9 protein-coding genes are annotated in these 12,174 nt (G+C 63.0%); 4 read left to right on the top strand and 5 right to left on the bottom strand.

Translation table 11 applies throughout. The features are described 5' to 3' along the window. Positions 1–128: 128 nt before the first annotated feature. The 5 genes from KIT08_07505 to KIT08_07485 all read right to left on the bottom strand — a co-directional run bounded on the left by KIT08_07505 (position 129) and on the right by KIT08_07485 (position 4,119). Positions 129–806, bottom strand: coding sequence for a helix-turn-helix domain-containing protein (locus KIT08_07505; GenBank protein ID UYN88939.1), 678 nt, complete (start codon positions 804–806; stop codon positions 129–131). 104 nt (positions 807–910) lie between these two features. After that, complete coding sequence (locus KIT08_07500) at positions 911–1,183, bottom strand: hypothetical protein (GenBank protein ID UYN88938.1); 273 nt, start codon at positions 1,181–1,183, stop codon at positions 911–913. Positions 1,184–1,217: 34 nt separating this feature from the next. Continuing rightward, positions 1,218–1,901, bottom strand: a complete 684-nt coding sequence (locus KIT08_07495; GenBank protein UYN88937.1) for a response regulator transcription factor — start codon at positions 1,899–1,901, stop codon at positions 1,218–1,220. Continuing rightward, positions 1,898–3,139: a GAF domain-containing protein gene (locus KIT08_07490; protein ID UYN88936.1), complete on the bottom strand. Its 1,242-nt coding sequence runs from the start codon at positions 3,137–3,139 to the stop codon at positions 1,898–1,900. Before KIT08_07490 ends, KIT08_07495 begins: the two co-directional genes overlap by 4 nt. After that, positions 3,136–4,119, bottom strand: a complete 984-nt coding sequence (locus tag KIT08_07485; protein ID UYN88935.1) for an ATP-binding protein — start codon at positions 4,117–4,119, stop codon at positions 3,136–3,138. The genes KIT08_07490 and KIT08_07485 overlap by 4 nt, the downstream gene beginning before the upstream one ends. 295 nt (positions 4,120–4,414) lie before the next feature. Here KIT08_07485 and gyrA point away from each other — a divergent pair, with 295 nt between their 5' ends. The 4 genes from gyrA to KIT08_07465 all read left to right on the top strand — a co-directional run bounded on the left by gyrA (position 4,415) and on the right by KIT08_07465 (position 11,827). After that, positions 4,415–7,072, top strand: a complete 2,658-nt coding sequence (gene gyrA, locus KIT08_07480) for a DNA gyrase subunit A (GenBank protein ID UYN88934.1) — start codon at positions 4,415–4,417, stop codon at positions 7,070–7,072. 117 nt (positions 7,073–7,189) lie between these two features. Further along, the gene (locus tag KIT08_07475; GenBank protein UYN88933.1) at positions 7,190–8,734 is read left to right on the top strand and encodes a LysM peptidoglycan-binding domain-containing protein; all 1,545 of its coding nucleotides are present in this window, start codon (positions 7,190–7,192) and stop codon (positions 8,732–8,734) included. Next, positions 8,731–10,281 (top strand): LysM peptidoglycan-binding domain-containing protein, encoded by a 1,551-nt coding sequence (locus tag KIT08_07470; protein ID UYN88932.1) that lies wholly within the window; start codon positions 8,731–8,733, stop codon positions 10,279–10,281. The genes KIT08_07475 and KIT08_07470 overlap by 4 nt, the downstream gene beginning before the upstream one ends. After that, positions 10,268–11,827 (top strand): LysM peptidoglycan-binding domain-containing protein, encoded by a 1,560-nt coding sequence (locus KIT08_07465; GenBank protein ID UYN88931.1) that lies wholly within the window; start codon positions 10,268–10,270, stop codon positions 11,825–11,827. Before KIT08_07470 ends, KIT08_07465 begins: the two co-directional genes overlap by 14 nt. The last annotated feature ends 347 nt before the right edge of the window (positions 11,828–12,174 follow it).

The raw sequence follows: 12,174 nt of genomic DNA, 5'->3' as shown, positions 1-12,174 counted from the left end.
TGGGCGCGAACTGTCAATATCACCAGGAACAACAATCGCCATTATCTTTTCACCCTTGCTAACAGGAGTGCAAGGTCAGTATAGGTGGTGACTAGAGGTCTTAGGGCTTACAGAATTGTAAGAAGAGATCAGTTCACGATGTTGTTGATCGTGTCGACAAGGGCGCGCAAACGCTCGACGGGAATATCGCTCAAGCGCTGGGCCAACTCGACATAGTAGCGGTTGTCTGGGTTGGAGAGGAATTCCTGCATATCGCGCGGCAACTCATCGAACTGGGCTGACGCCTTGGTCTGAGTGATCCACTGGCCCACCGGCCCGCTGCTATCGGTGAAGTTGTCAAGTGGATAGCCCAGCGTTGCGGCCAGCACCTCCAGCTCGGGCAGCGGCACGGGCGTCTCGCCGCTCTCGTAGCGGCGGATGCGGCTGGGCGAGATGTTGGTGCGGTCGGACAGCTCTTTCTGGCTCAGGTTCTTCTGGTTGCGCCCCTGGCGCAGCAGCGCCGCCACCGTGCGGTGGCGCAACGCCAGCAGGCTCTCAGCCTGCATGGTGTCAGCGGGCGAGACGTCTTGCGAGACGATGTCTTCGTTCCAGAAATGATCGATGGGGATGCGCAGGTAGAAGGCGAGCAGCTCAAGCTCCGGCAGGGAGAGCGAGTTGGCGCCGCGCTCGACAGCGCTCAGCGTGCCGCTCGAGAGGCCGATGACATCGGCGACCTGTTTGAGGGACTTGCCGGCGGCCAGCCGTGCATCGCGCAGCAGCACGCCGATGATCTTGGAGCGCAGCTGAATGGCCTGGTCCTGACTCATAACGGCATTATACGCTGCCTGCGGCAGCGTTCAGCGGCCTGCGGTGGCGCTTTAGCCGCTGCGGGCGTTTTGGTACCTGGGGCGTTAGCCGCCTGTGAGAGTGGTTAGCCGCCGCGGTCTTCGATGACCCAGATGATGCTGGTGCGGTTGAGGGCCAGAAAGTCGCTGGCGCTCAGTTCGCGCTCGCCGTTGATGTCATAGATGCGTACGTGGGTCAGGGCGATGAACGGCTCGGTGGCGTTGAGCGCATCCTTGATGCGCTCATTCTCGCGGGCATGCAAGTGGCCGCGGATGCGGTTGTGCTGGGTCTGAATAATGACCGGGAATTGCAGCGTGCTGATGTGTGGCCTAAAGCCCCGCTCACTGGATGGCAACATGGGTCAGCGATCTCCTATGCAAATATCAATACGTCTAGGGCATTGAGTACCCTGCACCAGAGTGGGTAACGATCATTTCTGGCTGTTTGGGGTCCTTCTCCAGCTTTTGGCGCAGCCGCGAGATGCTGACCCACAGGATCTCTTTCTCTTCGCTGTACTCCTCGCCCCACACGTTGCGCAACAGATCCTCAGCGGTCAAAATGCGCCCGGCAGCATGGGCAAACTGGAGCAGTAGGCGGTACTCGGTGGCCGAGAGCGAGACCAGCTCGCCCTCCAGGCGCACTTCAGCCCGCGCAAAGTCAATTTGCAGGTTGCCACGGGTGAAGACCGTCTCGCCCGCCTCTTGCGAGGCGGTCTTGGCGCGGCGCAGCACCGAGCGCACCCGCGCCAGCATTTCGCCGGCCGAGAACGGCTTGACGATGTAATCGTCAGCCCCCAGGTTCAGCCCCTTGATGCGCTGGTCCTCATCGCCCTTGGCAGTCAGCATGATGATGGGCACGTTGGAGAATTCACGGATACGGGCGCAAGCCTGGAAGCCATCCATCTCCGGCATCATGACGTCCAACAGCACCATGTCCGGCTTGTGCGCGGCGCTTTCCTCCACCGCCTGCCTGCCGTTGGAAGCCTTGAGCACCTGATAGCCCTCCGTTTGCAGGTTGGCCTCGATCAGGCGAACAAAGCGTGGCTCGTCGTCAACAATTAGTATGCGCTCATTCATTTTGTACCCTCTTTGTGCTCAGCCAGCGGTACGCGCGTATGCCGCGGCAAGCGAATGATGAATTCAGCTCCCCTGCCCTTTGTCTTAACCAGGCTGATCTCGCCCCCATGCGCAAGAACGATCTGCTTACATATATATAACCCTAAACCGCTGCCGCGCGCCAGCTCTTTGCTGGCAGGCAAACGATAAAAGCGTTCGAACACCTGCTCGCGGTGTTGCGGCGGAATACCTGGCCCGCTGTCACTAACGGTCAAGGTGGCCTCATCGTCACTCAGTTGCAAGCCGATCTGCAGCGGGCCATTGACGGCGTATTTGGCGACGTTGCTGGCCAGGTTCTCCAACACCTGGCCCAGCCGGCGCGCATCGGCTTCCACGGTGCTGTCTTCGCTGGGCGGCGCCCAGCGAATGTCCAGCGCCGGGAAGCGCACGCGCAGGCGCTCGATGTTCTCTTCGATGACCGCCGCCAGATCGACTGGGCGAATGTCTATATCCAGGCTGCCGTTCTGCAGCCGTGAGGAGTCAAGCAGGTTGTCCACCAATTCCACCAGGCGGTCAGCTTCCTCGTCAATGATGGTCAGGAACTCTTTCTGGTCTTCCAGCTTCCAGCTGGCGTCTGGCCGGAGCAGCGTGGTGGAGTAGCCCTTGATGAAGCCCAGCGGGGTCTTAAGCTCATGCGATACGGTGGCAATGAAGTCTGACTGCAGTTGGCTCAAACGACGCTCAGCCTCCAGGCTGCCGATGCGCTCCACCAGGCGACGATGCTCCAGCACCTGGGTGACGTGGGCCGCAATGTACTGCGCCAGGTTGATCTGGGCCTTGGTGAAGGTAGGCCCGCCAAAGCGCACGAACACCAGCGCCCCGATGGCGCTGCCGCCCGCCAGCAGCGGCAAGCCAAGGAAGGAGCGCTGCTCGAGGCGGTCGGCGCCCGGGTCAGGCTCCGGCTGGGTGACCACGGTCTGAGCCTCGCGGAAGGCGGCGAACCCGGCCGCCTCGCCCCAGGCCGAGTCAGCCTCAGAGGATCGCCCGCGGCCGATGGCGCGGGCGAAGGCCGGCTCCAGGGCGCCGCTTTCGCTAGCCAGGTACAACACGGCGTTATCAAAGATGAACACCGGGCGGGAAAGACGCACGATCTCAGCCAGCGCCTTATCCACATCCAGCGTCTCGGTTACGACGCGGCTGATGGCATACACGGCCTGCAATTCATTTAAAGGCAGCGTGTTGCGCGGCGGCTCGCTCATGCTGCTGCCGACACCGGTAGACTGAACGAAAAGCGCGAACCCTTGCCCGGCAGTGATTCCACCAGCAGCCTGGCCCCATGCCCCTCGATGATGCGCCGGGCCAGCGTAAGGCCAATGCCGGTGCCGGCATGCCGGCGGGTGCTGGAGCTATCCAGCTGGTGGAAGGGCTCAAAGATCTCCTGCAGCTTGTCCGCAGGGATGCCAATGCCGGTGTCGGCCACGGCCACTTCGATGCGCGAGCCTTCCTGGCGGGCGTTGATATGTACGCGGCCATCCCGCGAATTGAACTTGAGGGCATTGTCCACCAGCTGGCCCAGCGCCCACTCCAGTCGGTTGATGTCGGCCTGGGCCAGCGGCAGGCTGGGGGGCACATCCTGGGTCAGGCTGATGTTCTCATTGCTGGCGCGCGCCTGGTACTGATCGATCACCTGCCCGAACAGGGTCACCAGATCCACCGGCCTAGGCTCCAGATGCAGGGTCTCAGCGGTATCGAACGAGAGGAATAGCAGGTTATCGATCAAGCTGGCCAGCCGCTTGTACGATTTCTCCAGCACGCCCAAGGCCGAGCGTTGATCATCGGTCACCGTGCCCAGCGCCTCAGCCGAAAGCAGGTCAATATAGCCCACCATGTGCGCCAGCGGGGTCCGCAGCTCGTGCGACACATTGGAGATGAAGTCATTCTTCATGCGGTTGAGCTCGGTCAGCTTGTTCAGCGCTTCCTGCAGCTCGGCCGTGCGTTCCTGCACGCGCTGCTCCAGCAGTAGGTTGCTCTGGTGCAGGGCTTCCTGCAGCTGGGCGATCTGCTCGGTCACCGCCGCGTCCAGCTTCTGGCGGTCGATCAGCCCCAGGTCCACCAGGGCCTGGCCAAGCAGCACACGCTCGCCCTCGCCACGCCGCTCTTTCTGGTAGGCCAGGGCCTGCTGCAGTTGGGCCTGGGTCAACAGGCCTTTTTCGACCAGGCTGTCGCCCAGGCGCGGCACCAAAACCTCTGGTGAAAGTGGCCCCGTGCGGGATATTGTGGGTATCACTTTGTTCAAGCCGCCTGCGCTATCTACTGACGAAAACGAAAGGGTTTGGTGGAAGAATGACGAACATTCCTTGCAAAAAAGTATACATAAGACCTCGTTGCCAGCACAAGCAGTACATCTCTCCCAGGCTGTTTACAAAATTGCCAAGTCTGTAAAGAAGAACCGCACAAGGCCTAACGGTATAATTAAGTCTCTGACCATATTCTGAACAACAAACTCCCGCAACAAACGAGATTGAAAGGTTTTTATGGCGAAAAGCTCCATCCAGCCTGTAGATATTGGCGCACAAATGCGCTCGGCGTACCTCGATTACGCCATGAGCGTGATCGTTTCACGCGCCCTGCCTGATGCGCGTGACGGCCTGAAACCTGTGCACCGGCGCATTTTGTACGCCATGCTGGATATGGGTATCCGCGCCACCGGATCGTTCAAGAAATCCGCCCGTATCGTAGGTGAGGTACTGGGCAAGTACCACCCCCACAGTGATGATGCCGTCTACGACGCCATGGCCCGTATGGCGCAGGATTTCTCCCTGCGCTATATGCTCGTCAGCGGCCAGGGCAACTTCGGCTCCATCGGCGGCGACCCGCCGGCGGCCATGCGCTATACCGAGGCGCGCCTGCACCCCATGGCCGAAGAGCTGCTGGCCGATATTGACAAAGACACTGTAGATTTCACCGATAACTTCGACAGTTCGCTCAAGGAGCCGGTCGTGTTACCGGCCCGCCTGCCCAATCTGCTGCTCAACGGCTCCTCCGGTATTGCCGTGGGCATGGCCACCAACATCCCGCCCCATAACCTGGGCGAGCTGGTGGGCGCCCTGCAATACATGATCGACCGCTACGACAACCTGGATGACATCACCACCGAGGACCTGCGCAAGTTCGTCAAGGGGCCAGACTTCCCCACCGGCGCCATCATCGTGGGCGAAGAGGGCATCCGCGACCTGTACAGCAAGGGCAAGGGCCAGCTGATCGTACGCGCCAAAGCGCGTATCGAAGAAGGCCGCCGCGGGCGCATGCGCATCGTGGTCAGCGCCATCCCCTACCAGGTCAACATGACCAACCTGATCGAGCGCATTGCCGAACTTGTGCGCGAAGGCCGCCTAGAAGGCATTGCCGACATGCGCGACGAGTCAGACCGCGAAGGTCTGAGCATCGTGCTGGAGCTGAAGGCCGGCGCGCAACCCAAGATGGTGCTCAACCGCCTGTACAAGTACACCCCGTTGCAATCCAGCTTTGCGGCCCAGATCCTGGCCCTGGTGGATGGCGAGCCGCGCCTGCTCTCGCTCAAGCGCGCTTTGCAGATCTTCCTCGACCATCGTCAGGAAGTCATTACCCGCCGCAGCAAGTACGAGCTGGAGAAGGCCCAGGCGCGTGCCCACATTTTGGAAGGCTTGCTGACCGCCCTGGCCAACCTTGACGACATCATCAACACCATCCGCAAATCTAAGGATGCCGATGTTGCCAAAGAGAAATTGATGGAGCGCTTCAAGCTCTCCGACAAGCAGGCTCAAGCCATTCTGGATATGCAGTTGCGCCGCCTTGCCGCCCTTGAGCGCCAGAAGATCGAAGACGAATACAAGCAGATCAAAGAGCGGATTGCCTATCTGAAGGACCTGCTCAAATCCCCCAAGAAGATCCTGGGCCTGATCAAAGATGACCTGGGCGAGCTGGCCACCGCCTACGGAGACGAGCGTCGCACCGCGGTGGACGGCGAGGGCAAGGGCGACGTAAGCGAAGAGAGCCTGGTGGCGGATGAGGCCACCTTGGTGAGCATCACCAGCCAGGGTTACGTCAAGCGCGTAGCCGCCAAAGCCTTCCGCGCCCAGGGGCGCGGCGGCTCCGGCGTCAAGGGCCACGCCACCAAGAACGAAGACGAGGTAGTGCTGCTGGTGCCGGCCCGCACGCTGGATACGATCCTGTTCTTCTCGAACCGCGGCAAAGTGTATTCGGAGAAGGCCTATCGCATCCCCGAGGCGGACCGCACCGCCCGCGGCACGCCGATCGTGAACATCCTCAACGTCAGCCAGACTGAAACCATCACCGCCGCGGTGGCGGTGCCCAACTTCCAGGCGGTAGAGTTTTGCATCATGGCCACGCGTGACGGCAAGATCAAGCGCATGGCGCTGAGCGAGTTCGAAGCCGTGCGCCCCTCCGGCCTCATTTGCATCAATCTTGAGAAGGATGACCAACTGGGCTGGGCTGGCCTGGTAGGCGCCAAAGATCACATCATCCTTGTCTCACGCAACGGCCAGGCGCTGCGCTTCGCCGTGGACAAGGTGCGCCCCATGGGCCGCCAGGCCGGCGGCCTGCGCGCCATCAAGATGAAGGCTGACGACCAGCTGGCCAGCATGGAAGTGGTGGAGCCGAATGGCGACCTGCTGGTGATCAGCACCTACGGCTACGGCAAGCGCACGCCGCTGACCCAGTATCCGGCCAAAGGCCGCGGCACCAGCGGCGTACTGACCACCGACATCAAGGCCTTCAAAGACATAGGCCCGATCGCCGCCGCCCGCGTGGTGCAGAAGGAAGATGAGGTCACCATCATCTCCTCGGCCGGTGTGGTGCTGCGCACTGCGGTCAACGCGATCCGTGAAGCCAGCCGCGCCACGCGCGGCGTGCGCATTATGCAGGTGGGCAAAGAAGACACCATTGCCACTCTGGCGCGCATCCCGGTCACCAACATTGCCGCGGTAGCCAGCGAGGCAGCCGAAGCCGCGGCGGCCGCTGCTCCAGCTGCCAGCCAGCAGCCTGAGGCGCCGGCCAAGCAGCCCAAAGCCAAGTCTGCGCCTGCAAAAGCGGCCGCCAAGACAAAGGCCAAGGCCAAGCCTGCGAAAAAGACTGCGGCGAAGAAATCTGCAGCGAAGAACGCTGCTGCGAAGAAGAAAACAAAAAAGAAATAACTAGATAAGAAGAAACTAAATAGGCCACCTGTAGCTGCGTTTGCGCAGTAAAACAGGTGGCCTATTTTTTGCAACCTCTGTATAACCCACATGTACCCTGACGCCTGTTGTCCACCCATGCGAAACATCTTCTTTTCATTATTAATCCTGCTGCTGGCCTCGCTGGCGTGCAACTTCCCCACCACCACCCTGGGCCCGGGCCAGGGTGTCAGCGTGCAGGGCGCCGTGCCCACCGCGGCCGTGGCGCAAGCCACGCCGCAAGGCGCCGCCGCCCCCGCGCCGACCCTGCCGCCTACGCGTGACCCGAACACGCCGATCCTCACGCCCACGCCAGACGCACCGCACGCCCAGCTGGCGCTGCGCACGGATAGCAGCATCTACACCGTGCAACCCGGCGATTCGCTCAACGCCATCGCCGAACGCCTGGGCGTGACCCTGCAGCAGCTGCTGGCCGCCAACAACATTCCCAATCCCAACGCGCTCAACGTGGGCCAGGTCATCAACGTGCCGCCCCAGCAGCTCACCAACATGGGGCCGAATTTCAAGATCATCCCTGATTCCGAGCTGGTCAATGGCCCGTATGCCATCGCCTTCAACGTGCAGGACTTCATCAACAACCAGCCCGGCTACCTGCGCCAGCATCAGGAGCAGGTGGACCAGCAGTTCCTCAGTGGCGCGGCCATCCTGCAGCGCGTCGCCACCGAATATTCGGTCAATCCAAAATTGCTGCTGGCCCTGCTGGAGTACTACAGTGGCTGGCTCACCAATCCGAACCCGGCCAGCAGCACGCTCACCTACCCGATGGGCAAGCAGGACAGCTGGCGCACGGGTTTATACAGCCAGCTCTCCTGGGCGGCTGACAATCTCAACAAGGGGTTCTACGACTGGCGGGCCGGCCTGGCTGCCGCCTGGAACACCACGGATGGCATCGCCATCCCGCCCAACCCCACCATCAATGCTGGCACCGCCGGCGTGCAGCGCCTGCTAGGCCTCATGCTCAGCGAGAGCCAATGGCGCAGCGCGGTCAGCGAGCAGGGCTTTGTCCAAACCTACACGCGCCTGTTCGGCTATCCGTTCGATTACGCCATCGAGCCGCTGGCGCCGGCCGGCATCAGCCAGCCGGCGCTGCAGCTGCCCTTTGAGCCGCGCGTGCCGTGGGTCTTCTCCGGCGGCCCGCACGGCGGCTGGGGCAACGGCTCGGCCTGGGCTTCGCTCGATTTTGCCCCCGGCGCCGAGCTGTATGGCTGCAACCCCAGCCCTGAATGGGTTGTGGCCGCCGCCGACGGCCTGGTCGTGCGCGCCGACAACGGCGCCGTGGTGCAGGACCTGGACGGCGACGGCTACGAGCAGACCGGCTGGACGGTGCTATACATGCATGTCGCCGCCAGCCAGCGCGTGCAGGCTGGCGCCTATCTGCGCGCCGGCGAGCGCATCGGTCATGCCTCGTGCGAGGGCGGCGTGGCGACCGCCACACACTTGCATATCGCCCGTCGCTATAATGGCGTGTGGATCCCTGCCGCCGGCGACCTGCCTTTCGTGATGGATGGCTGGGTCTCCGTGAGCAACGGCATTCTGTATGACGGCAGCCTGGTGCGCGATGGCGTACGCGTGGATGCCTGCGAATGCCGCTTCCCCGCCAATATGGTGCAGCGCCAACCATGACCCCCCGTTCCTACCGACTCATCGCTTGCAGCCTGGTGGTGGCTCTTGTGACCACCGTATGCAGCAGCAGCTACATCACCCCGCAGAGCATGCAGGGCACGCAGGCTGCCCAGGCCGAGCTGAGCGCCACGGCCAGCGCCTTCGTGCCCTCGGCCACCCCCACTGAGCTGCCCACCATCACACCTACCTCGCTGGCCATGCCCAGCGCCACTCCGCAGGAGTCAGCCACGCCTGCGCCGCCTTTCATCTACACCGCCCAGTCGGGCGACACATTGGATACGCTGGCCGCCCGCTTCGGTGTGGATGCTAGCCAGATTGCTTCGCCGCAGGACATCCCGCCGGGGCTGATCAACCCCGGCCAGGTCTTTACCATCCCGCATGCCGTGGGCCTCACCACGCCCAACGAGAAGCTGGTGCCGGACAGTGAGGTCATCTACTCGCCGTCCGCCATCGGCTTCGACCCGGATGGCTACGCCAACCCCTTCGGCGGCTACATCGCCACGTACCGCGAGTACCTGCCCTCGGCCTGGTACAGCGGGGCCGGCGTGGTGCAGCGCGTGGCGGTGGAGAATTCGCTCAACCCGCGCCTGCTGCTCTCCATCCTGCAGTACCAGAGCAACTGGGTACTGGGCGAGCCCACCACCACCAGCGCGGTCGAGTACCCCATCGGCTACCGGCTGCCACAGGCGCACGGCCTGTACCAGCAGCTCACCTGGGCCGCCAAGCAGCTCTCTACCGGCTACTACGGCTGGCGCGAGGGTCGCCTGACCGAGCTCACCTTCCGCGATGGCATCCGCATGCGCATCGCGCCTGACCTCAACGCCGGTACCGTGGCGATCCAATATTTCTTCGCCCAGCTGTACACCTACGAAGACTGGGCCGAGATCATGCACCGCACCACCGGCTTCGCCTTCACGCATGCATCCATGTTCCCTGACCCGTGGGTGCGCGCCGCCCAAACTGAACCGCTGTTCCCGCCGGCGCTCTCGCAGCCGGCCCTCAGCCTGCCCTTCCTCGACCGCCAGGTGTGGTATTTCACCGCCGGCCCGCACGGCGCCTGGGAGCGCGAGGGCTCGTGGGCCGCGCTCGACTTTGCGCCCAGCAGCGTGCTGCCCGGCTGCGTGGCCTCCACGCATTGGGTCACCGCCGCTGCGCCAGGTCTGGTGGTACGCACCAGCCCGGGCGTGATCGTGGTGGATATGGATGGCGACGGCAACGAGCAAACCGGCTGGGTGGTGCTCTACCTGCACGTCATCGGCGACAACACGCCCAGCGTAGGCACCTGGCTTGACCGCGGCGACCGCCTCGGCCACCCCTCCTGCGAGGGCGGCACCGCCACCGCCACCCACTTGCACCTGGCGCGCAAATACAACGGCGAGTGGATCGGCGGCGGCGGGGCGCTGCCCTTTGTGCTCAGCGGCTGGACCGTGCAATACGGTGCAGACGCTTATCTCGGCAACCTGGTGCGCGGCGAGCGCACTGTGGTGGCCTGCACCTGCAGCGGCCGCGAAAGCATCATCACCATCAGCAGCGATGATCCCTATTAGTCTTCCCTCCCCCGGCCGCAAGCTGTGCGTAGTGCTGGCGGCCAGCCTGCTGCTGGCCGGCTGTGTCAGTGCGGCAGCGCCGACCGCCACAACGCAGCCCAGCGCCCAAGCTGCCACGGCAGACGCCGAGACGACGTCCGAGCCGGTAGTGACCTCGACCCCGCTGCCCACTCGCCCGCTGTACGACGCCGGCACGCTGGTGGACTACACGGCCCAGAACGGCGACAACCTCATCGCCCTGGCGGCGCGCTTCAACACCACCATCCGCGAGATCCGCGCCGCCAACCCCATCATCCCCGATACGGCCACTACGCTGCCGGCGGGCTTCCCCATGCGCATCCCCATCTACTACCGCGCCTATTGGGGCTCGCAATACCAGATCCTGCCAGACAGCCTGTTCATCAACGGGCCGGCCCAGATCGACTTTGACACCCAGGCTTTCGTCGACTCGCAGCCCGGCTGGCTCCGGAACTACCGCGAATACGCCGCTGGCCAGCGCCGCACCGGTGCCGGCTTGGTAGATCTTGTAGCCCAGAACTTCAGCGTCAGCCCGCGCCTGCTGCTGGCCTTGCTGGAGCACCAGTCGGGCGCGCTGACCCAGCCGGTGCTGGACGATGCCATCGGCCCGTACGTCATGGGCTACGAGCATCCCTTCCACCGCGGCGTCTATTTGCAGTTGGTGTGGGCGGCCAATACGCTCAACAATGGCTATTACCTGTGGCGCAACGGAAATCTCATCGAATTTGACCGCCCGGATGGCACCATCTACCGGCCCGACCCCTGGCAGAACGCCGCCAGTGTGAGCCTGCAAATGTTCTTCAACGCCAATGAGCCCATGGCCAATTTCAACGCCTCCATTGGGCCGGAAGGCTTTGCCCGCACTTACGCCACCCTATTCGGCGACCCTTGGCAGGCGGATGTGGCCCATATCCCCGGCAGCCTGCTGCAGCCGGAACTGCGTCTGCCCATGCCGCCCGGCGAGTTGTGGTCGCACACCGGCGGCCCGCATACGGGTTGGGGCACCGGCCGCCCGTGGGCCGCGCTGGACTTTGCCCCAGGCAGCGAGACTCAGGGCTGTTTCAACAGCACATCCTGGGCCACAGCCATGGCAGATGGCCTGGTGGTGCGTACGGATGTTGGTACGGTTGTTTTGGATTTGGATCAGGACGGTGACGAACGCACCGGCTGGGTGCTCTTCTATTTACATTTGGCGGAGACAGGCCGTGTCCAGGCCGGGCAACGTGTGCTGGCGGGCTGGCCGCTCGGCCACCCCTCGTGTGAGGGCGGATCATCCACCGGCACTCACGTGCACATCGCCCGCAAGTACAACGGCGAATGGGTCGAGGCGGCCGGTGCTCTGCCCTTCACGATGGAGGGCTGGACTCCGGTCGAAGGCAACCTGGCCTACAGCGGGACGCTGGAGCGTCTCGGTCACATCATCCGCGCATCCACCTTTTCGGACGCGGCCAGCAGCATCATCTCGCGCGCTCCGGTGGTTTCCTTCCCCACGCCCGAGATCATTCCCACCGAAGAGTCAGAGGACTAGCTCGCCTCTCTGTGCATCCCAAGCGCAGCGAAGCATCCTCGCTGCCCTCATTCCGAGGCGGCGTTCATCCGATATGCAAATCGCAGGGTGGGATACGTTACCGTCAACGGCCGGGGATTCTGAACGTTTTCGCAACCAGCTTCTCCAACTCTACAAAGAGCCGAGAATACATTGTTGCAACCTCCTGCTGCATTTGCTTTCGAGAATAGTGGCCGCTAGGAATTTCACCGCTCACCTCCAAACCCGTGGGCATATGGGTGAGCGTTACTGTCATACCGCGCTTTTCAACTACCCTGGAAGCGCGAGTAGCCTTCTTGCGCTTCCCCGAACTCAACCCTGCAGTCCCT

This window comes from Anaerolineales bacterium, from assembly GCA_025808555.1.
Taxonomy (GTDB): Bacteria; Chloroflexota; Anaerolineae; order Anaerolineales; family UBA11579; genus JAMCZK01.
This window is presented reverse-complemented; position numbering and strand designations above follow the sequence as displayed.

Coding starts and splice junctions, on each gene's coding strand:
- KIT08_07505 (UYN88939.1), bottom strand. CDS start 806: ATGAGTCAGGACCAGGCCATTCAGCTGCGCTCCAAGATCATCGGCGTG.
- gyrA (UYN88934.1), top strand. CDS start 4,415: ATGGCGAAAAGCTCCATCCAGCCTGTAGATATTGGCGCACAAATGCGC.
- KIT08_07490 (UYN88936.1), bottom strand. CDS start 3,139: ATGAGCGAGCCGCCGCGCAACACGCTGCCTTTAAATGAATTGCAGGCC.
- KIT08_07465 (UYN88931.1), top strand. CDS start 10,268: ATGATCCCTATTAGTCTTCCCTCCCCCGGCCGCAAGCTGTGCGTAGTG.
- KIT08_07500 (UYN88938.1), bottom strand. CDS start 1,183: ATGTTGCCATCCAGTGAGCGGGGCTTTAGGCCACACATCAGCACGCTG.
- KIT08_07470 (UYN88932.1), top strand. CDS start 8,731: ATGACCCCCCGTTCCTACCGACTCATCGCTTGCAGCCTGGTGGTGGCT.
- KIT08_07475 (UYN88933.1), top strand. CDS start 7,190: ATGCGAAACATCTTCTTTTCATTATTAATCCTGCTGCTGGCCTCGCTG.
- KIT08_07495 (UYN88937.1), bottom strand. CDS start 1,901: ATGAATGAGCGCATACTAATTGTTGACGACGAGCCACGCTTTGTTCGC.